Here is a 20,946-nt window from a genome sequence, read left to right on the forward strand (position 1 = left end):
CGCGTCAGCTGGCGCGCTTTTTGTTGGATTACGGAAGCAGGTCCTACGTCTGCTCAGCCTTCGCAAAGCGATCATCCAGCGCGTAGCCGGCGCCGCGGACGGTGCGGATCGGGTCCTGCTCGCGGCCGAGATTGAGCAGCTTGCGCAGGCGGCCGATATGGACGTCGACGGTACGCTCGTCGATATAGATGTCGCGGCCCCAGACGCTGTCGAGCAGCTGCTCGCGCGAGAACACGCGGCCGGGATGCTCCAGGAAGAACTCCAGAAGCCGATATTCGGTCGGGCCGAGATCGATCGGGCGGCCCGAGCGCGCCACGCGGCGCTTGTCGCGATCGAGCTCGATGTCGCCATAGGCCAGCACGGTCGCGAGCCGCTCGGGGTTGGCGCGCCTGAGCAGGCCCTTCACGCGCGCCAAGAGCTCCGGCACCGAGAACGGCTTGACGATGTAGTCGTCGGCGCCGGTCGCAAGGCCGCGCACCCGCTCGCTCTCCTCGCCGCGCGCGGTGAGCATGATGATCGGCAGCTGCTTGGTCTCGGGCCGGGTGCGCAGGCGCCGGCACAGCTCGATGCCGGAGAGGCCCGGCAGCATCCAGTCGAGCACGATCAGATCGGGAATGTGCTCCTTGAGGCGGGTGTCGGCGTCGTCGCCGCGCATCACCGTCTCGACGTCATAGCCGTCGCCTTCGAGGTTGTAACGCAGAAGCTCGGTGAGAGCTTCCTCGTCCTCAACCACCATAATGCGTGCGCCCATGGTGTCGTCGCTCCTTAGGTCTTCGGATATCAAGTCTTCAGGTATTCGGGACCGTCGTGGCGAAGGTCGTCATGTCGCCCTTCGGCCGCTTGTCGGTGATCGCCTGGCCCTCGATCATGTAGAACACGGTCTCGGCGATGTTGGTGGCGTGGTCGCCGATCCGCTCGATGTTCTTGGCGCAGAACATCAGATGGATGCAGAACGAGATGTTGCGCGGATCCTCCATCATGTAGGTGAGGAGCTCGCGGAACAGCGAGGTGCAGATCGCGTCGACTTCCTCGTCGCCCTTCCACACCGCCATCGCCGCCGGCAGATCGTGCGCGGCATAGGCATCCAGCACCGACTTGACCTGCTGCTGCACGAGGTCGGTCATGTGCTCGAGGCCGCGGAACAGCTTGAGCGGATGGAAGTCGGTCTCCAGCGCGGCGACGCGCTTGCCCATGTTCTTGGCGAGGTCGCCGATGCGCTCGAGGTCGGTCGCGACGCGCATGGCGCCGACGATCTCGCGCAGATCCACCGCCATCGGCTGGCGGCGGGCGATAGTGAGCACGGCGCGTTCTTCGATGCGCTTCTGCAGCGCGTCGAGATCGGCGTCGATGGTGACGACGCGCTGGCCGAGCGCGACGTCGCGGCGGATCAGCGCGCCGACGGAATCGACGATCATGCGCTCGGCGATTCCGCCCATCTCGGCGACCAGGCGGGTGAGCTCCTGGAGGTCAGTGTCGAAAGCCTTTGCGGTATGTTCAGAACCCATGTTGCGTCTCCTCAGCCGAACCGGCCGGTGATGTAATCCTGCGTACGCCGATCGCTCGGCGACGTGAAGATCTTGCTGGTGTCGTCGAACTCGATCAGCTCGCCGAGATACATGAAGGCGGTCTTGTCGGAGACGCGCGCCGCCTGCTGCATGTTGTGGGTGACGATCGCGATCGTGTAGTTCTCGGACAATTCCTGGATCAGCTCCTCGACCTTGGCGGTCGAGATCGGGTCGAGCGCCGAGCAGGGCTCGTCGAACAGGATCACTTCAGGCCGCACCGCGACGGTGCGGGCGATGCACAGGCGCTGCTGCTGGCCGCCGGACAGCGACAGGCCGGAGGCGTTGAGCTTGTCCTTGACCTCGTTCCACAGCGCGCCGCCGCGCAGCGCCTTCTCGACCCGGTCGTCCATCTCGGACTTCGAGATCTTCTCGTAGAGGCGGATGCCGAAGGCGATGTTCTCGTAGATCGTCATCGGGAACGGCGTCGGCTTCTGGAATACCATCCCGACCCGGGCGCGCAGCAGGTTGAGGTCGAGCTTGGGATCGAGGATGTTGGTGTGGTCGAGCAACAGCTGGCCGGTGGCGCGCTGTCCCGGATAGAGGTCGTACATCCGGTTGAAGATGCGCAGCAGCGTGGACTTGCCGCAGCCCGACGGGCCGATGAAGGCCGTGACGCGATTGGCGCCGAGCGTCAGATTGATGTTCTTCAGCGCGTGGTGCTCACCGTAGTAGAAATTCAGGTTGCGCGCGGTGACCTTGGCTGGCGCCTCGGGCAGCGGCTGCGAGCCGGGGTGAACGCTCGGCGCGCTGACGGAAACAGAGATTTCACTCATTTTGCAGTCCTCTCGGCGCCGATGATGCGGGCGCCAATGTTCAGGGCAAGCACGGTCAGGGTGATCAGCAGGGCGCCGCTCCAGGCGAGCTGCTTCCAATAGGCGTAGGGGCTCTGCACGAAGTTGTTGATGGTGACTGGAAGGTTCGCCATCGTCTTGTCCAGGCCGAGACTGAAGAACTGGTTCGACAGCGCGGTGAACAGCAGCGGCGCCGTCTCGCCGGCGACGCGCGCGGTGGCCAGCAGCACGCCGGTGATGAGGCCGGAGCGCGCCGCGCGATAGGCGATCCGCTTGATCACCAGCGAGCGCGGCAGGCCGAGCGCGCTGGCGGCTTCACGCAGCGGGTTCGGCACCAGCAGCAGCATGTCCTCGGTGGTGCGCACCACGACCGGGATCACGATCACGGCAAGCGCCAGCGCGCCCGCGATCGCCGAGAAGCCGCGCATCGGCACCACCACCGCGCCGTAGATGAACAGGCCGATGATGATCGAGGGCGCCGAGAGCAGGATGTCGTTGATGAAGCGGATCACCGAGGTCAGCTTGTCGTTGCGGCCGTACTCGGCGAGATAGGTGCCGGCGAACAGGCCGAGCGGCGCGCCGATGCCGACGCCGAGCACGGTCATGATGATCGAGCCGACGATGGCGTTGCGCAGGCCGCCCTCGGTCGAGCCGGGCGGAGGCGTGTCTGCGGTGAAGAGCTGAACGTTCAGGCCCGCCACGCCGTTGTAGAGCAGCGTGATCAGGATCAGCGCGAGCCAGGTGACACCGAAGGCGGCGGCCGCGAAGCAAAGACCGCGGATGATGAAATCCTTGCGGCGGCGGCGTGAATAGATCGGATTCATGGCGCTAGTTCCCCGCCTTCTTTTCCAGCCGCATCAGCATCAGCCGCGCCGCCGCGAGCACGAAGAACGTCAGCACGAACAGCAGCAAGCCGAGCAGGATCAGGCCGGACTGATGCAGGCCGTCGCTCTCGGCGAATTCGGAGGCGATCGCCGCCGAGATCGTGGTGCCCGGGGCGAAGATCGACGACGAGATGCGAAACGAGTTGCCGATAATGAAGGTCACCGCCATGGTCTCGCCGAGCGCGCGGCCCAGCGCCAGCATGACGCCGCCGATGACGCCGACGCGGGTGTAGGGGATCACCACGCTGCGGACGACTTCCCAGGTGGTGCAGCCGACGCCGTAGGCGGCTTCCTTGAGGACCGGCGGCACCGTCTTGAACACGTCGACCGAAATCGAGGTGATGAAGGGCAGCACCATGATGGCGAGGATCAGCGCGGCGTTGAACAGGCTGAGATAGGACGGGGGACCTGCGAAGATCGCGCCCAGCACGGGGACGCCGTCGAAGATCCTGATCATGAAGGGCTGGAAGGTGTTGGCCAGGAACGGCCCCAGCACGAAGAAGCCCCACATGCCGTAGATGATCGACGGGATTCCGGCGAGCAGCTCGATCGCCATGCCGATCGGGCGGCGCAGCCATTGCGGGCAGAGCTCGGTGAGGAAGATGGCGATGCCGAGGCCGACGGGAATGGCGATCAGCATCGCGATGAAGGAGGTGACCAGCGTGCCGTACATCGGCCCGAGCGCACCGAGCACCGGCGGATCGGCGGACGGCGCCCAGCGCTGCGTCCACAGGAAGGAGAGGCCGTATTCCTTGATCGCCGGGAACGCGCCGACGATCAGCGAGATGATGATGCCGCCGAGAATGAGCAGCACAGAGATCGCGGACAGCCGCGTGATCCAGTAGAAGGTGACGTCGCCGAGCTTGAACGCGCTCAAGGCCTTGGCGCGGTCATACGGTCCGGCGTCGTCGATTACATCGCTCTGAACGGCCATTTCTGCCACGCCGATCCCCTGTACCAAAGACTACACTTTTTTGTTGGTCTTGTGCCCCGGATGCGGTGCAGCGCGTAGCGGTGCGCCGCCGATCCGGGGCCTAGCGTTTGTGGGTCCCGGCTCTGCGCCGCAACGTTTCACGTTGCAGCGCGTGCGGGACACGAGAGGAGAGCGCTTAGCTCTTGATCTCGGCAGCCCAGGTCTTCTCGATCAGCTGGACGACGCTGTCCGGCATCGGGATGTAGTCGAGCTCTTCAGCCGCCTTGCCGCCGTTCTTGAAGGCCCAGCGGAAGAACTTGATGGCTTCCTGCGAGGCCGCCTTGTCGGTCGCGGACTTGTGCATGAGGATGAAGGTCGCCGCGGTGATCGGCCACGACTTCTCGCCGGGCTGGTCGGTCAGGATGACGTAATAGCCGGGCGCCTTGGCCCAGTCGGCGTTGGAGGCGGCCGCCTGGAAGGCTTCGACGGTGGGCTGCACCAGCTTGCCGGCCTTGTTGACGAGACCGGTGTAGGTCAGCTTGTTCTGCTTGGCATAGGCGTACTCGACATAGCCGATCGAGTTCTTGGTCTGGCTGATGTTGCCCGACACGCCTTCATTGCCCTTGGCGCCGACGCCGACCGGCCACTCGACCGCGGTGCCCTCACCGACCTTGCTCTTCCAGTCCGCGCTAGCCTTGGAGAGATAGTTGGTGAAGTTGAAGGTGGTGCCCGAACCGTCCGAGCGGCGGACGACGGTGATGGCTTCCGAGGGCAGCTTCGCGCTCGGATTGAGCTTCTTGATCGCGGCGTCGTCCCATTTGGTGATCTTGCCGAGATAGATGTTGGCCAGCGTCTCGCCGTCGAACACCAGCTCGCCCGGCTTCACGCCCTCGAGGTTGACCACGGGAACGATGGCGCCCATCACCGTCGGCCATTGCACGAGGCCGTCCTTCTCGAGCTGCTCGGCCTTGAGCGGCGCATCGCTGGCGCCGAAGGTCACGGTCTTGGCCTGGATCTGCTTGATGCCGCCGCCGGAACCGATCGACTGGTAGTTCAAGCCATTGCCGGTCTCTTTCTTGTAGGCGTCAGCCCACTTCGAATAGATCGGGAACGGGAACGTCGCACCGGCGCCGGTGATGTCGGCGGCAAGCGCCACCGTCGTCGATGCGGCGACCAAGCCGGCAGCGACGATCGTTCTGAGGAAATTCATGCTGGTCTCCATTGGGGGGAGCGAAGCGCCATCCGCGCCCGATCGCGCTCCCCGCGCCGCCCCCTTTAGGAGCGGTCGGCTGTGCTTTTACGAAGGTTTCGTGACAGTCGGATGACACCAGCAAGCAACTGAAATCGCTCGCGTTTCAGGTCGATGCGGGAGTCTTGATCTGGGGAAAACAGGCGGTGAAAGTAGCGCCCTGCTTGGGCACGCTTTCGATCAAAAGCCGGCCGCGATGGCGGTTAAGGATATGTTTCACCAGCGATAATCCGAGCCCGGTTCCACCCTGCAAGCGGCTGTCGCCGACGTCCACGCGGTAGAACCGCTCGGTCAGCCGCGGCAGGTGCTCGGGCGCGATGCCGGGGCCGAAATCGCGCACCGTGATCCGGATTTCCTGAGTTCCGTCAGTGGCCGCGGCGGAGGTCAGCGACACGATGACGCGTCCGCCAGAGGCGCCGTATTTGAGCGCGTTCTCGATCAAATTCTCGAACAGGCGGAGCAGCTCCTCGCGGTCGCCCGCGATCATCACCGGCCCATCCGGCAGATGAATCTCGACCTCGACCTGGCGCTCGCGCGCCAGCGGCTCGAGCCCGTCGGCGACCTGGCGGATGATCGGCAAGAGATCGACCAGGGTGTCGGGGCGGACATGGGCCGACAGCTCGACCCGCGACAGCGACAACAGATCGTCGATCAGGCGCGCCATGCGGGTGGCCTGGTTGTGCATGATGCCGAGGAAGCGCTCGCGCGCCTTTGGATCGTCCTTGGCCTGGCCCTGCAGCGTGTCGATGAAGCCCGACAGCGCGGCCAGCGGCGTGCGCAGCTCGTGGCTGGCATTGGCGACGAAGTCGGCGCGCATCTCCTCGACCCGGCGCAGCGGCGTCTGGTCGTGGAAGGTCATCAGCATGCATTTGTCGGTGCCGCCGAAGCTGGTCGGCACCGGCACCGGCGTGATCGTGAGCTCCAACCAGCGATCGACCGGGACATGGTCGAGATAGGTCGCGCGCCGCGGCTCGGAGGTCGCGATCGCCTCGCGCAGCGCCGTGATGATCTCCGGCGAGCGCAGCGCGAACTGGGCGAGCTCGTTCCGGCGCAGCGCCGGCGCGAGCTGGGCGGCGGCGGCATTGAGGTGGATGACGCGGCCGGCACGGTCGAGCAGTACCGCCGGATCCGGCATGCCGGCGACGACCGCGGCCACCGCCGCGCTCTCGACCGGATTGATGCGCCTGACGTCGTCGCGGGACGCGGCGGGATCATGCAGGCGCCACGGGATCAGCGCAGCGGCGGCGATGCACAGGAACACGATCGCGGCGTGCAGCACCGACAATTCGCCGAGCGAGACGATGACGGACAGCGCCAGCGCCGCGGCGATCAGGATGATCGTCGAGTGCCGCAGCCGGTCGGACCAGGGCTGGGTGGAGGGAGAAGATGGGGCGTCGATCGCCATCGGGGCGGACTTCTCCTAAAGGGCCTGTCCTGGACTCTGGTCCTAAGATTTGGCGCCGTCGCTACGCTCTCTCACGTAGGCGGCTTCACGCGCCGGACCGGGGTCGAGCTTGAGCGCCGCCTGCTGCAGGCGCTTCGATCGTGCGCCGATGATAACTTCGCGAAACGTCAGCAAGATTACAGAGATGACGAAGGGCGAGAGATAATAGAGGACGCGGAACAGCAGCATGCCGCCAAGCAGCTCCTCGCGGTCCATCTGCCAGAGGCCGACCAGCATGGCGGCGTCGAACACGCCGAGCCCGCCGGGCGAATGGCTGGCGAAGCCGAGCAGGGTGGCCGAGACGAAGATCACCGCGACGACCACGAAGCCGAGATTGGGCTCGTCCGGGACCAGCACGTACATTGCGAGCGCGCAGAAGCCGAGATCGATGATGCCGATCGCGATCTGCAGCAGCGTCAGTGGGCCGCCCGGCAGCACCACGGTCCAGGGCCCGCGGCCGACCACGCGCGGCTGGGTCCAGACCCAGACCACGTAGCCGACCAGCCCCGCGATGATCGCCAGCGCCAGCGTCCGGTTCAGCCATGGCGGCAGCTGATCGATCGAGGCGGCGGCCTCGGGATGATAGGAGATGCCGAGGCCGAGCACGGCGGCATTGCCGAGCCAGAAGGTCAGGCCGGCGAGGAAGCAGATCTTGGCGACGTCGATCGCGTTCAGCCCATAGGCCGAATAGATGCGATAGCGCACCGCGCCGCCGGTGAAGACGGACGCGCCGACATTGTGGCCGATGGAATAGCTGGTGAAGGCCGCAAGCGCGTTGATGCGATAGGGCACATGGGCGTGGCCGATCGCGCGCACGGCGAACAGATCGTAGAAGGTCAGCGTGAAATAGCCCGCGGCGACGAACAGCGCCGCCATCGCAATCTGGCTCGGCTCGGTGCTCTTGATCGCTTCGAGGACCTCGTTGAAATCGATGCCGCGCAGCATGTGGTAGAGCACATAGCAAGCGATGCCGATGACCGCGACGCTGATCACAACGCCAAGCTTATGCAGGATTTGCTTCTCGCGCAGAAACGATGTCGCCCTGCGTATGGCTTCCAGCATCTAGACCTCGAACAACGCTTCAGCGGCCAGAACGGCCGGCGGACAGGACGGCGCACAGGCACACGACGACCCCTCGCCGCCGGCTCCGGCATCGCGCATGCCCCCCGCCCCTCCACTAGCGCGTTTTCGGGCGGAGTGGAATTCGCCAATTCGAACAAAAACACGTGCCTTCAATATTTTAGGCAGGGTTATGGGCTCCTGATGCACGGTTTGACGCCTTCGGCGGCAAGGCTTGACGCGAATCTCCCTGGCAATCCTGCGCAGACGCCGTGAAGTTTTGATGATTTCGGCCGCACATTGTTCCGTCACGCCTTAAGCCGAAATCAATCTATGGACGGCGCCCCCCTGTTGAAAGAGGGGGCAATCCCGGCCTCGTTCACGGGTTGTCCGATGCGCCGGAAGGTCGCGGCCTCCCGTGCCCAGCCTCAAGGCGCGGTCAAATAGCCGCGGCCATGGGCTGCGGCCTGATCCTCGAAGATCGCCATGGCCGTGGTCATCCGCCAGAAGCCCAGGCGTTCGTAAAACCCCTCCTTGCCCGGCACGGCATAGAGGATGATCTTGCGATGGCCGCGGCAATGCGCAAGCAGACGCTCGATGATGTCGCGGCCGAGACCCCGCCCCTGACAGTCCGGGTGCACGGCGATATCACAGAGATAGGCGCAGTCGCGGCCGTCGGCCAGCACGCGCCCTGCGGCCACGAGGCGGCCACCCTCCCTGGCGAAGGCGCGAAACATGCTGTTGCCGAACACCAGCGCAAGATCGCCCGGCTTCTTGTTGCCGAGCGGGGCAATGCGATAGAGCTCGGAGAGCTCGTCCCAGTCGATCCCGGCGAGGTCGTCAGCCCAGACAATCGACATCGCGTCCTCCGTCAGGCCGCAAGCTGGGGACGTACTGCTTCGATGCCGGCGATCCAGCCGGCAATTGAGCGGCCGATCGCGTCGGGGTGATCCTCCTGAAGGTAATGCCGGCCGGGCCCGAGGCGGACGAGCGCGCAGTGCTGCAGCGAGGCTGCGAACGTCTCGGCAAATCTTGGAGCGACGACGGCCCCCGGCTCGCCTGCGAACAGCAGCTTCGGATATGTGGACGCTTTCAGCGACGCATGCGCCGATTGCAGCGCCTGAGCAACATCGGCGGGCTCGCCGGCGATCGGCAATTCCCGAGGGAACACAAGAACGGGACGGCGGCTCTCCGGCGTCGGAAACGGCGTGCGGTACGGCGCCATCTCCTCTTCGCTCAATGTGCGCATGATGCCGCCGGGCAGCACGCGTTCGACGAAGGCGTTGGCCTCCAGGATCATGGCCTCGCCCTCGCCCGGCGTCCTGAATTTGCGGAACGTCTCGCGCGCGGCATCGACCTGGTGGAAATCCTGCCAGGTCGGCATCGGCCGGATGAACTCCATGAAGGCGAGGCCGCGCACGAAGGCCGGCCGGCGCGCGGCGAGATGAAATGCCAGCGCCGTGCCCCAATCCTGCGCAACGAGATAGGCCGAGGCGATGCCGAGCTGCTCGATCAGCGCGTCGAGATAACGAACGTGGTCGAAGAAGCGGTAGGCGATATCGGGCTTGCCGGACTGGCCGAAGCCGATCAGGTCGGGCGCGATGCAACGCGCCACGGGGGACACCAACGGCAGGATGTTTCGCCAGATATGCGACGATGTCGGATTGCCGTGAAGGAAGAGCGCGACCGGCGCGTCCTTCGGGCCTGCCTCACGATATGCCATCGTGCTCCCCAGCACGGCGACGGTGCGGATCTGGATCTCGGCTTGCTGGCTCATGTCGACTCCTTGAAGACGGTTTTGAAGGCGATGGTCTTGAAACGCTCGAGCGCCTGGGGCGTGCGGTCGACCTTCATGCGCAGGATCGCGCCCTGCCAGGAGGCGAGCAGGAAGTCGGCAAGCTCCTCAGGCTCGAATTCGGAAGCGATCTCGCCGCTGCGCTGCGCCTCGCTGATGCAGGCCGCGAAGGGCAGGCGCCACTCGGCAAATATCTCGGAAAGACGGGTGCGCAGTATCTCGCTGCTGCCGGCCGCCTCGAGGCTGAGATCGCCGATCAGGCAGCCGCGGCCAAAACCGTCGGCCTCGAGCCGTCCGGTGATGATGTCGAGATAGCGCTTGAGCCGCGCCCGCGGCGTCAGCGAGGCGTCATCCAGAGCCTCCGCCACCAATCCCTTCGTGATCTCGAAATAGCGATCCAGCACCTCCGAGGCGAACGCCTCCTTGGAGCGAAAATGATTGGTGAAGGAGCCCTGCGGGGCACCCGCCGCTGCGGTGACATCACGCACGCTGGTGCCGTGATAGCCGGTCCGGAACATGACCTTAAGGCCGGCGTCGAGGATGGCGTCTTTAAGCGAAGGCTTGGGCATAACGAAATAATACGTACGTACGTATTATTGTCAAGCGGGTCTTTCGCGTGCTTCGTGGCGTGCCGATCGGAGGGCGAACCTGGGGCGGCGGTTAGCCGGCCCGCATGCTGCGCGCCACCACGCGGTCGCGCAGCCAGGCGCCGATGGTGCAGCCGACGAGGTAGCAGGCGAACATGATCAGGCCGAGGTCGAGCCAATAGCCGAAGCGGCCGGGGACGACATGGGCGAGCGAAGCCGCGACCAGGGCCGCGGCGAGCGCGGCGAGCCAGCGCGCGGTCACCTTCGATGTGCCGTTGCCGCGCTGGACCACCGAGATCCAGCCCATGCAGAAGCCGAGCAGCACCGAGCCGATCAGCCAACCCAGATGGAACGAGACGAGATAGGGCATCGTCACCTCACCAGAAATTCGATGCGGCGGTTCTGCGCCTTGCCGTCGTCGGTGTCGTTGCCGGCAACGGGCTGCGTGCTGCCATGGCCGACCGCGGTGAAGCGGCTGGCGGGCAGGCCGGCCTTGACCAGATAGTCGATCACCGCCTGCGCGCGCTTCTCCGAGAGAGCCCGGTTGAAGCCGTCCTCGCCATCCGCATCGGTGTGTCCGGCGACCTCGACATTCGTTGTGGGGCAGCGCAGCGCCGTCTCGATCAGATGATCGAGGATGGCGGCGGAATCCGGATCGATGTCGGCACGCTTGGGCGCGAAGCGGATCTTGCCCTTGGCCAGCAGGTCCGTGAACAATTGCTGGCACACGGTGCCGTCGACCGGCCCTGCCGCGGGCTTCACGGTGATCTCCGGCTTGTATTGCCAGTTCTTCGGGAAGTCCTTGCCGAGGCCTGCACGAATGTCGTTGGCGGCCCCCTCGTAGAGGGCATCGCCCGACAGCTTCACCTCGCGATCGGACACAACGAGCGTGCCGGTCGACAGTCGTGACAGCGCGCCGAGCGCTGCGACCACGGCGGTGTTGAACGAGCCGGGCGCGCCGAGGCTGGCCTTGAGATTGTCGACGACCTTTTCGGTGAAGAATTTTCGCGCGGCGCTGGTCGCGATCGCCGCGTGGATGGTGTTGTCGGGGACGTAGCCGGTCAACGTCACGGTTGCGGCGACCGGGTCCTTGTAGGCCTGGAAGATGTAGGGCGGCGCCTTGACGTCGTTGGCGGCGACAGAGAAGCCCTCGGGCAGGTTCTTCAGCGCGGCTGCGATCGCTTCACGGCCGCCGAGCTCGCGCGCCATGCCCGACAGATTGACCTTGGTGTCGGTGATCGTGATCTTGCCGTCCTTGAGCTTGCCGATCTGGTCCAGTAGCAGCATCGCGGCCGCTTCGAAGCGCGGCGGCGCGCCGCGCGCCAGGCCCATCTGGTCGGCCACCTCGGCGCCGCCGACCTCCTTGCGGGCTGCCTCGGTCAGTCGGCCCTTGATCGCCGGCAGGGGCGCGGAGCCCGACAGCGTCACCCGCACCACGTCGCGCTCGGCGTTCCAGACGAACGGCTGGGCTTCGGGAACAAGGCGAGTCCGGTCGTCGACCAGGCGCACGCCGGGGACGGTTTCGACCGCCGTCACGGCATCGCGGCGCCCCTCCTCGGAGAAGGCGTCGGCGACCAGGCTGACGTCGCGACCGTCGACCGCGATCCGGGTCTTGTCCAGAACGGTCCCTTTCAGCGCGGCCGAGCTGCGGGCCGAGAGGTCGGCTTCGACCGGTAAGGTATTATTCCAGGCCGCAAATCCCCACATGACGGCCAGGGGAATCAACCCCGGCCACCATTTGCTGGCCCACCTGAAAAGCTTCTGCATTCGACGACCCGAACTCTGGAAACGGAGACAAAACAAACCCTTGGCAGGCTGTCAAACCGGAAATGGCGCCCTGCCGGGGGCACGGGTCGGACAATCGGAATAACTTTTTCTTCAAGGGTTCTTCCGTAAGTTGAAAGCGGAATGCCAGAGTCCGCCAGCCGGTCATGAAACAACTGCGTAACAACGTCATCCGCGCCGGGCTGGGAGCACTTTACTTCAGCGGGGCGCACCACCTCTTGCGCCCGCTTTTGTCGGGCGTCGGCGCTATTTTCATGCTGCACCACGTGCGGCCGGCCAGCGAGGCCGCGTTCCAGCCGAACCGGCATCTCGAGGTCACCCCCGAATTCCTGCGCGCGACGCTGTGCCATTTGCGCTCGCGCGACATCGACATCGTCACCATGGACGAGCTGCATGAGCGGCTGGTGCAGGGCCGGTTCGACCGCCGCTTCGCCGCCTTCACCTTCGACGACGGCTATCGCGACAATCTGGACCATGCGCTGCCCGTGCTGCGCGAATTCAACGCACCGCTGACGGTCTATGTCGCGAGCGATTTTGCCGAAGGGACCGGACGGCTGTGGTGGGAGGCGCTGGAGGCCGTGATCGCCAAGGCCGAGCAGATCGACGTCAAGATCGGCCATTCTGCACTGCGGCTCGATGCGACGACGCCCGCGGCCAAGCAGGCCGCGTACGACCGCCTGCACGACTGGCTGCGCGCGCTGCCGGGCGAGCATGACCTCAAGCGAGAGATCGAGGCGCTCTGCACGGCATACGGCGTCGACATGGCCGCGCTGTGCCGCAGCCTCTGCCTGTCCTGGACCGAGCTGAAGACATTTGCAGCCGATCCGCTGGTCACGATCGGCGCGCATAGCGTCAGCCATTGCAATCTCGCCAAGCAGGCGGAAGACATCGCCGCACAGGAGCTGGCCACCAGCCGCGCGCGGATCGAAGAGGCGCTCGAGCGCCCCGTGCTGCATCTCGCTTATCCCTATGGTGACCGCGAGGCCGCGGGCACGCGCGAATTCGGCCTGGCCGCGACGGCCGGCTTCAAGACCGCGGTGACGACGCGGCCCGGCATGCTGTTCGCCGAAAATGCCGGCCAGATGACGGCGCTGCCGCGCGTCTCGCTCAACGGCAACTACCAGGACGCTCGCATCCTGCCGGTGCTGACCTCGGGCGCCGCGACCGCGATGTGGAACGGCTTCCGCCGCATCGCGGCGGCGTAGGCGCGCTCCAATCCCCCGCCGTCGTCCCTGCGAAAGCAGGGACCCATACCGCGGAATTTATCGATCTCGGTTGGTCGCAGTCCCGATCGACGAATCTTCGCAAACTGCTCCCTGGGGTTATGGGTCCCCGCGTGCGCGGGGACGACATCGAGTGAGTCGAAGCGCCTTCCCGCCACACTCGCATATCATCAGCCCCTTCCTTGACTCCCCTCTCCTCCCCGCCCAAAACAGCGCCAAACCAAGGGAGGCCTCATGTTCAACGACCTGTTTTCGCTCAAAGGCCGCGTCGCGCTGGTGACCGGCGGCTCGCGCGGCATCGGCAAGATGATCGCGGCGGGATTTCTCAGCGCCGGCGCCGCAAAGGTCTACATCACCGCGCGCAAGGCCGGACCGTGCGAGGCGACCGCAAAGGAGCTCACCGCGCAATATGACGGCGAATGCATCGCGTTGCCGATCGACATCTCCACCATCGAGGGCTGCGAGAGGCTCGCCTCCGAGATCATCAAGCTGGAGCCGAAGCTCGACATCCTCGTCAACAATGCGGGCGCGGCCTGGGGCGCGGAATTCGACGAATTCCCCGAAAGCGGCTGGGACAAGGTGATGGACCTCAACGTCAAGTCGCTGTTCTTCCTGACCAAGGCGCTGGCGAAGCCGTTGCGCGCGGCCGCAAGCGCGGAACGTCCGGCGAAGGTGATCAATATTGCCTCGGTCGACGGCATCTTCGTCAATCCGAGCGAGACCTATTCCTACGCCGCCAGCAAGGCTGCGGTGATCCATTTGACGCGGCGCATGGCGACCAAGCTGATCAAGGACAATATCAACGTCACCGCGATCGCGCCGGGCGCCTTCAAGTCGGACATGAACCGCGCCGCGCGCGACCATTCCGACGAAGTCGCCAAGCGCATCCCGGCGCGGCGCATCGGAAGCGACGAGGACATGGCGGGGGTGGCGATCTATCTCGCCTCGCGCGCCGGCGATTACGTGGTCGGCAACACCATCGCGGTCGACGGCGGCGTGGTGTATGCGAATGCGGGGCTGGAGATCGCGGGGTAGGCTTGAATGCGAATGGCGAGTAGCGAATGGCGAATAGACACTCGTTCTCTATTCGCTACTCGCCATTCACCATTCGCCGCTCCTCACGACTCGATCTTCACGTACTCGAAATCGCCCGGCTTGTTGTCGATGCCGACTTTCGGCGGCGAGATCCAGGAAGCGTACTTGCCTTGCTCGGTGACGGGCTGCATCAGCGAGGTGATGAAGTCGCCGTCGGCGGTCGAGGGCAGCCACTCGTCCTTGCGCTTGGCCCAGGTGGCGTCGTCGATCAAAATGCCGTCGGGCGTCGCATGCACGTCCTTGAACTCGCCGATGTGGCGGTGGAAGGCGACGTTGGGCAGCTTGAGCTGGAACTGATACCCCGAGGTCGAGATCACCTTGTTCCAGCGCAGCATGCCCTTGACGCAGTCCTGGCTGTAATCGTCGCGCAGGCGCATGTTGAGCGCGGTCAGCGCGGGCTCGTCGACCAGCTTGATCTCGCCGTCGATCAGCTTGAGCACCGGATAGGTGGAGTTCTTGAGCTGATGATCGTCTTCGATCTGGGTCTCGTGATAGCGGCCCTTGATGCCGGCGTTGAAGGCATTGGCCGCGTTGGTCGAGACTTCCGAGCCGAACAGATCGAGCGACAGCGTGTAGTGCAGGTTCAGCTTCTTCTGGATGGTCGGCAGGTCGATCACCCCGAGCGCGCGCACTTTCGCGATGTCGGTGGGATCGGTGATACCGGCCTCTCGCATCGCGTCGCAAGTGCGCTGCACGACGCGGGTGATGCCGGTCTCGCCGACGAACATGTGGTGCGCTTCTTCGGTCAGCATGAAGCGGCAGGTGCGCGACAGCGGATCGAAGCCGGACTGCGCCAGCGAGTGCAGCTGCATCTTGCCGTCGCGGTCGGTGAAGTAGGTGAACATGAAGAAGGACAGCCAGTCCGGTGTCGCCTCGTTGAAGGCGCCCAGCATGCGCGGCGCGTCGGCGTCGCCGGAGCGGCGACGCAAGAGATCATCGGCTTCCTCGCGGCCGTCGCGGCCGAAATATTTCTGCAGCAGATAGACCATCGCCCAGAGATGGCGGCCTTCCTCGACGTTGACCTGGAACAGATTGCGCATGTCGTAGAGCGAGGGCGCGGTCTTGCCGAGATGGCGCTGCTGCTCGACCGAAGCCGGCTCGGTGTCGCCCTGGATCACGATCAGGCGGCGCAGCATGGCGCGATGCTCGCCCGGGACTTCCTGCCAGGCAGGCTCGCCATAATGCTCGCCGAAGGGAACGACGCGGTTCTCTTCCTGCGGCGCAAGCAGAATGCCCCAGCGATATTCGGGCATGCGGACATAGTCGAACTTGGCCCAGCCGCGCGGATCGACCGAATAGGCGGTGCGCAAATAGACCAGCGATTCCTGGAAGCCTTCCGGCCCCATATCGCTCCACCAATCCATGTAGCCGGGATGCCAGCCTTCCAGCGCTTTGAGCACCTGGCGGTCTTCGGCGAGATTGACGTTGTTGGGAATCTTGGTCGAGTAGTCGACGTTCATGATGTTCATGTTCATGGCCGTGCTCCTTGATCGGTCTCGTGTCCCGGACGCAGTGCGGCGCGAAGTGCCGCACTGCTGAGCCGGGACCTATTGTCTGGTCCGTCTGGGTCCCGGTTCTGCGCAGCGTCACTTTGTGCCTTAGCGCGCCCGGGACACGAAGGTGGTTACACTCGCGTCATATCGAATTTCGGCTTCTGGCCGCTGCCGTAGCGGCGCAGCGCGCCTTCCTCGCCGACCGCGTTGGGGCGCTGGAAGATCCAGTTCTGCCACGCCGTGAGGCGCGCGAAGATCTTTGATTCCATGGTCTCGGGGCCGACGAAGCGCAGGCTCGCTTCCATGCCGGTGAGGCTGTCGGGCGAGAAGCTGGCGCGCTCCTCCAGGAACACGCGGACCTCGTCGTCCCAGTCGATGTCGTCGAGCGCGAAGGTGACGAGGCCGAGCTCCTCGGCCTGTTCGGCGTCGAGGCTGGTGCCGAGCGTGGCTTCCGCGCGCTCGACGTCGGACGGATCGGCCTGGAAGCGCGATTGCAGCCGCGTCAGGCCATGGCTCATCGGATAGGGGCCGAAATTCATCGCGGAGAGCTCGATCGACGGCGGCGGACGGTTGTCGCCCTGGCGCGTGCCGATCAGCATGTAGGAGCGGTCGGCGGCGAAGACGAGCTCGGCGAGCGTGCCGGCAAAGCAGGAGCCCGGCTCGACCAGCGTCACCAGCGTGCGCGAGGTGACGTCGATGCGCTTGAGCACGCGCTTCCAGTAGTGCCTGATCTCGTTGACCAGCCAGTGCGCCTTGTTGGCTTCGAGGAAGGCATCGGCTGCGAGCACATGAGCACGGTCGCCATGGCTCTTGAACACCAGCATGGCGATCTCGAGCTCGTTGATGCGCAGATGCAGGATGGCATCGTCGAGCTCGCGCGCCACCTGCAGCGGCCAGAACGAGGCGCCCTGCGCCATCATGCCGTCGATGTCGGCGGGCGGCGCGGCTTCGGAGGCCTTGATCGAGATGGTGGCGATGCGGGCGGCGCGGTCGATGTCGACGGTGACGAAGCCGTAACGGATGCTGTTTTCGTCAATGACGCGCTTGAGCGGCGTCAACGCGATACCCTTGCCGCTGCCCTTGCGCTTGGATTGGCCCGCGAATTCCCTGGCACGCTCGGCGATCCTGGCCTCGAGCTTGGAGTTCGGCGCGATCTCGTCGACGAGGCGCCACTGCACGGCGCGCTTGCCCTTCACGCCTTCCTCGATGGTGCAGAAGAAATCGGCGTGGTCGCGGCGCACCTTGCGCTTGTCGACGACGCGGGTGAGACCGCCGGTGCCCGGCAGCACCGCGAGCAGCGGCACCTCGGGCAGCGCGACGGCAGAGGCGCCGTCGTCGGCGAGAATGATGTGGTCGGTCGCGAGCGCCAGCTCATAGCCGCCACCGGCGGCGGAGCCGTTCACCACGGTGATGAAGCGCTGGCCGGAATTCTCGGACGAATCTTCCATGCCGTTGCGGGTCTCGTTGGTGAACTTGCAGAAGTTCACCTTGTGGGCATGCGTGGAGCCCGCGAGCATGCGGATGTTGGCGCCGGCGCAGAACACGCGGTTCTTGGCCGAGCGCATCACCACGACCTTCACCTCGGGATGCTCGAAGCGCAGGCGCTGGACCACGTCCGCCAGCTCGATGTCGACGCCGAGGTCATAAGAGTTGAGCTTGAGCAGATAGCCTTCGAACAGGCCGCCATTCTCGTCGACGTCCATGGTCAGCGTGGCGACGTCGCCATCGACCGCCAGCTTCCAGTGCTTGTAGCGGGACGGTTCGGTCTGGAAATCGATGAATGTCGCGCCGCCTGCGAGGCGCCGATCTTCCCCGGCCATGGGTCATCCCTGAGCTTGATTATGCATTTTCGCCGTAGCGTTAGATGCACAATAGTGCATCTTTTCGGTCGCGTCTAGCCCTTAACAGGGATCACATGCATTTTGTTTCATGGAGGGCTTAAGACCGCACGGTCGCTCCGAGTGCGATACAATCCGCCTTGGAGAGGCTTGGACGGTCGAGCTTGGCCGCCAGCTGCGCGATCAGCGCCACGACCGGAAAACTCTCGACGAAGCCGTCGCCGCCCGTGGCCGCCTTGCGCGAGTTCAAGCTGCGCAGCTCCGCCAGCGCATCGCCGAACAGGCGCGCCGCCGAACGCGACTTCTGCATGCGCAGCCGCAAATTCGCGTTGGCGATGTGGATGCAGGCGCGCAGCAGAACGCGCTCGCGGCCGCCTTGGGGCGCCGCGGCCCACACCGCCTCGAGCACCTCCTGCGCCTCCCAGAAATAGCCGCGGTCGTTGAGCGCGAGGCCGTAGCGCAGCGCCGGATGCCGCGCCGGCACGTGGCCGCGGAAGGCCGACGGCACCAGCGCCTTGGCCATGTCCAGCGTGTCGGAATCGGCATCGGACGCGCCGGTCTCGCCCGGCACATGGGCCCATTGCGGCCATGGCAACGGACCGGTCACATGTGAAGGCACATTCATGGATGTGCCTCCGCATGGTCATGCGGCGTGCACCTGAAGTCCCTGATCGTCGCGCAGGGCCGCTTTTGCAAATTGCTCAATCGCGTCAAGCGTCGCCCCCGGCGCTTCACGATGCGGGGAATGGCCCGCCTCTGAAATGACTTTAATATCGACCGGACAATAGCACTCTTCCCGGGCGATTTCGAGCTGGCGCAATGTCCCATATTGGTCGTTCGCGCCCTGCAGGATCAGGACGGGGACGCGGATATAGGCGAGGTATTCGGAGATGTCCCAACCGCGGAATTCCGGATCGAGCCAGGCGCCGTTCCAGCCGTAGAAGGCGTTGTCGACGTCCTTGTGCCAGCGCGCCAGTTTCGCCCTGAGGTCGGCGGTCTCGAACGTCGTCTTGATCGCCGCGATGGATGTCACCGAAATGTCCTCGACGATGAAATGCGGTGCGATCAGCGCAACGCCCTGAAGGCGGTGATCCTGGTGTGAACCGGCATAGATCGCCGCGATCGAGGCGCCGTCGGAATGGCCGAGCAGAAGGCCGCGCTTGAAGCCGATTGCGTCGAGCACTTTCGGCAACACGTCGAGCGCTTCGCGCTGCATGTAATCGAGCGGCCGCGGCAGCGTGACCGGGCTCGACTGGCCGTAGCCCGCGCGCGAATAGGCGAAAATGCCGGCGCCGGTGGCTTGCTGAAGTCTTTCCGGGAAATCGCCCCAGAGCCCGACCGAGCCGAGGCCTTCATGCAGCATGACGATGGTGGGTGCATCCGCGGCTTGCGGCGCGAGCCATTTGTATTCGAGGCTGGCGCCGTCGATGCTGAGGAAGCCGGTGGGGAAAAGATTGGTCATGGCGTCACTTTTCTTCGCAATGAGCAGAAGGCGCTTCCGCGCACTCAGTCGTCCAGCGGCGTTTGCGGTGCCCGCCCGACATGGCATCTGCGATTTCAATTCGCCCCTTCGCGCAGCTTGAACCGCTGGATCTTGCCCGTCGCCGTCTTCGGCAAGGACTCCACCACGTCGATCCAGCGCGGATATTTCCAGGGGCCGATCTTCTGCTTGACGTGCTCCTTGAGCATCTCCTGCAGCTCTGCCGTCGGCGCGCCGGGGCGCAGCACGACGAAGGCTTTCGGCTTCAACAGGCCTTCCGGATCGGCTTCCGGCACCACAGCCGCTTCCAGCACGGCGGGATGGGTGATCAGCGCGCTCTCGACCTCGAACGGCGAGACCCAGATGCCGGAGACCTTGAACATGTCGTCGGCACGGCCACAGAAGGTGTAGCGGCCGTCGGCGTCGCGGACATATTTGTCGCCGGTGCGGGTCCAGGGTCCCTCGAACGTGTGGCGGCTCTTGTGGCGCTGATTCCAGTAGCCCTCACCAGCGGAGGGCGCATCGACCAGGAGCTCGCCGACCTCGCCGTCGGCGACGTTCTGCCCGGCTTCATTGACCAGCCGCACCGCATAGCCCGGCACCGGCTTGCCGGAGGAGCCGTATTTGATGTCGCCGGGCGCGTTCGAGAGAAAGATGTGCAAGAGCTCGGTCGAGCCGACGCCGTCGAGAATATCGACGCCGAAGCGCTTCTTCCAGCTATGGCCGACCGATTCCGGCAGCGCCTCGCCGGCGGAAGTGCAGATGCGCAGCGCCTTGCCGCCGCGCTCGCTCTTCATGGTCTCGTCGTTGAGCATCGCCGCGAACAAGGTCGGCACGCCGTAGAAGATCGAGGGGTTGTAGCGGTTCATCAGATCGAACATGCGCGCCGGCGTCGGCCGCTCGCTGTTGAGGATCACGCTGGCGCCGACCGACATCGGGAAGGTCAGCGCATTGCCGAGCCCATAGGCGAAGAACAGCTTTGCCGCGGAGAGACACACGTCGCTCTCGCGGATGCCGAGCACCTGTTTTGCGTAGGTGTCGGCGGTCGCCTGCAGATTGGAATGGATGTGGCGCACGCCCTTGGGCATGCCGGTCGAGCCCGACGAGTAGAGCCAGAATGCCGGCTCGTCCGGATGCGTCGCGGCTGTGGTGAACTGATCGCTCTCGCCCGCGATCTCTTCCGCGAGCTGCTTATGGCCGTTCTGCTTGGCGCCGGAGACCACGACATGCTCGAGATCGGGCATGCGGCCGACCACGTCCTTGATGACGGGGTAGAGCGCCTCGGAGACGAACAGCACGCGGGCGCGGCAGTCGGCGAGGATGTAGGCGTATTGGTCCGCCGTCAGCAGCGTGTTCAGCGGCACCGGCACGATGCCGGCGCGGATCGCACCCAGGAACACGACCGGAAAGTCGACCGTATCCAGCATGATCATCGCCACGCGCTCCTCGCGGCGGACGCCGAGTCGGCGCAGCATGTTGGCGGCGCGGCAGGTCTGCTGCTGGAGCTCGCCATAGGTGAGCCGCGAGACGGTGTCGTCGAAGGCTAGCTTGTCGCCCCGGCCCTCGGCGACGTTACGGTCGAGCAGCCAGGTCACCGCGTTGTAGGATCCCTCGCTCACGGACTTCTCCCCCGAATTTAGAATTATAATTCATAGAAAGACACCGCAGCGGCTTGCTGTCAATGCTAGCAGGCATTATGTTTCATTAAATTGCGCCGCAGGACAACCTTCAAGAAGACACCTTTT

20 protein-coding genes are annotated in these 20,946 nt (G+C 65.1%); 2 read left to right on the forward strand and 18 right to left on the reverse strand.

Features of this window, described 5'->3' with window-relative positions; all coding sequences use genetic code 11:
* Positions 1–43: 43 nt before the first annotated feature.
* From phoB to ML401_RS33715, 13 genes are all read right to left on the reverse strand, one after another.
* Positions 44–751, reverse strand: a complete 708-nt coding sequence (phoB, locus tag ML401_RS33655) for a phosphate regulon transcriptional regulator PhoB (protein WP_285808479.1) — start codon at positions 749–751, stop codon at positions 44–46.
* A gap of 37 nt (positions 752–788) precedes the next feature.
* The gene (gene phoU / locus ML401_RS33660; protein WP_194404872.1) at positions 789–1,505 is read right to left on the reverse strand and encodes a phosphate signaling complex protein PhoU; all 717 of its coding nucleotides are present in this window, start codon (positions 1,503–1,505) and stop codon (positions 789–791) included.
* A gap of 11 nt (positions 1,506–1,516) precedes the next feature.
* Positions 1,517–2,338: a phosphate ABC transporter ATP-binding protein PstB gene (gene pstB / locus ML401_RS33665; RefSeq protein ID WP_211415548.1), complete on the reverse strand. Its 822-nt coding sequence runs from the start codon at positions 2,336–2,338 to the stop codon at positions 1,517–1,519.
* Positions 2,335–3,180: a phosphate ABC transporter permease PstA gene (pstA, locus tag ML401_RS33670; protein WP_194404874.1), complete on the reverse strand. Its 846-nt coding sequence runs from the start codon at positions 3,178–3,180 to the stop codon at positions 2,335–2,337. Before pstA ends, pstB begins: the two co-directional genes overlap by 4 nt.
* A gap of 4 nt (positions 3,181–3,184) precedes the next feature.
* Positions 3,185–4,174, reverse strand: coding sequence for a phosphate ABC transporter permease subunit PstC (pstC, locus tag ML401_RS33675; protein WP_194408488.1), 990 nt, complete (start codon positions 4,172–4,174; stop codon positions 3,185–3,187).
* A gap of 175 nt (positions 4,175–4,349) precedes the next feature.
* A complete protein-coding gene (pstS, locus tag ML401_RS33680; RefSeq protein ID WP_285808482.1) occupies positions 4,350–5,363 on the reverse strand; it encodes a phosphate ABC transporter substrate-binding protein PstS in 1,014 nt (337 codons plus the stop codon).
* Between the two features lie 145 nt (positions 5,364–5,508).
* Positions 5,509–6,807 (reverse strand): ATP-binding protein, encoded by a 1,299-nt coding sequence (locus tag ML401_RS33685; RefSeq protein ID WP_259217966.1) that lies wholly within the window; start codon positions 6,805–6,807, stop codon positions 5,509–5,511.
* 42 nt (positions 6,808–6,849) lie between these two features.
* Positions 6,850–7,908 carry a lysylphosphatidylglycerol synthase domain-containing protein gene (locus ML401_RS33690; protein ID WP_259217967.1) on the reverse strand — a complete coding sequence of 353 codons (1,059 nt, stop codon included), beginning with the start codon at positions 7,906–7,908 and terminating at the stop codon, positions 6,850–6,852.
* 425 nt (positions 7,909–8,333) lie between these two features.
* The gene (locus tag ML401_RS33695) at positions 8,334–8,765 is read right to left on the reverse strand and encodes a GNAT family N-acetyltransferase (RefSeq protein ID WP_259217968.1); all 432 of its coding nucleotides are present in this window, start codon (positions 8,763–8,765) and stop codon (positions 8,334–8,336) included.
* A gap of 11 nt (positions 8,766–8,776) precedes the next feature.
* On the reverse strand, positions 8,777–9,682 hold the full coding sequence (locus ML401_RS33700; protein ID WP_259217969.1) for a haloalkane dehalogenase: 906 nt from the start codon (positions 9,680–9,682) through the stop codon (positions 8,777–8,779).
* Positions 9,679–10,269, reverse strand: a complete 591-nt coding sequence (locus ML401_RS33705) for a TetR/AcrR family transcriptional regulator (protein WP_211415542.1) — start codon at positions 10,267–10,269, stop codon at positions 9,679–9,681. Before ML401_RS33705 ends, ML401_RS33700 begins: the two co-directional genes overlap by 4 nt.
* A gap of 91 nt (positions 10,270–10,360) precedes the next feature.
* Positions 10,361–10,657 (reverse strand): hypothetical protein, encoded by a 297-nt coding sequence (locus ML401_RS33710; RefSeq protein WP_194404881.1) that lies wholly within the window; start codon positions 10,655–10,657, stop codon positions 10,361–10,363.
* A 2-nt stretch (positions 10,658–10,659) separates the two neighbouring features.
* The gene (locus ML401_RS33715) at positions 10,660–12,054 is read right to left on the reverse strand and encodes an OmpA family protein (protein WP_211415541.1); all 1,395 of its coding nucleotides are present in this window, start codon (positions 12,052–12,054) and stop codon (positions 10,660–10,662) included.
* A 164-nt stretch (positions 12,055–12,218) separates the two neighbouring features.
* On the opposite strand from ML401_RS33715, the gene ML401_RS33720 reads away from it, so the two are divergent.
* Together ML401_RS33720 and ML401_RS33725 are read left to right on the forward strand one after the other, a co-directional pair.
* The gene (locus ML401_RS33720) at positions 12,219–13,277 is read left to right on the forward strand and encodes a polysaccharide deacetylase family protein (RefSeq protein WP_194404883.1); all 1,059 of its coding nucleotides are present in this window, start codon (positions 12,219–12,221) and stop codon (positions 13,275–13,277) included.
* A gap of 252 nt (positions 13,278–13,529) precedes the next feature.
* Positions 13,530–14,330, forward strand: coding sequence for an SDR family NAD(P)-dependent oxidoreductase (locus ML401_RS33725; RefSeq protein ID WP_285808487.1), 801 nt, complete (start codon positions 13,530–13,532; stop codon positions 14,328–14,330).
* Positions 14,331–14,413: 83 nt separating this feature from the next.
* On the opposite strand, the gene boxB is transcribed toward ML401_RS33725, so the two are convergent.
* The 5 genes from boxB to ML401_RS33750 form a co-directional block, all read right to left on the reverse strand.
* Positions 14,414–15,865 (reverse strand): benzoyl-CoA 2,3-epoxidase subunit BoxB, encoded by a 1,452-nt coding sequence (gene boxB, locus ML401_RS33730; protein ID WP_212065071.1) that lies wholly within the window; start codon positions 15,863–15,865, stop codon positions 14,414–14,416.
* A gap of 149 nt (positions 15,866–16,014) precedes the next feature.
* Entirely contained in the window at positions 16,015–17,703 is a 1,689-nt protein-coding gene (gene boxC, locus ML401_RS33735; RefSeq protein WP_285808490.1) for a 2,3-epoxybenzoyl-CoA dihydrolase, read from the reverse strand.
* 118 nt (positions 17,704–17,821) lie between these two features.
* Positions 17,822–18,346: a DUF309 domain-containing protein gene (locus tag ML401_RS33740; protein ID WP_285808492.1), complete on the reverse strand. Its 525-nt coding sequence runs from the start codon at positions 18,344–18,346 to the stop codon at positions 17,822–17,824.
* An 18-nt stretch (positions 18,347–18,364) separates the two neighbouring features.
* A complete protein-coding gene (locus tag ML401_RS33745; RefSeq protein WP_285808494.1) occupies positions 18,365–19,183 on the reverse strand; it encodes an alpha/beta fold hydrolase in 819 nt (272 codons plus the stop codon).
* A gap of 95 nt (positions 19,184–19,278) precedes the next feature.
* Complete coding sequence (locus ML401_RS33750; RefSeq protein WP_285808496.1) at positions 19,279–20,820, reverse strand: benzoate-CoA ligase family protein; 1,542 nt, start codon at positions 20,818–20,820, stop codon at positions 19,279–19,281.
* Positions 20,821–20,946: the final 126 nt, after the last annotated feature.

The sequence above is a fragment of the Bradyrhizobium sp. 62B genome, from assembly GCF_030272265.2.
Classification (GTDB): Bacteria; Pseudomonadota; Alphaproteobacteria; order Rhizobiales; family Xanthobacteraceae; genus Bradyrhizobium.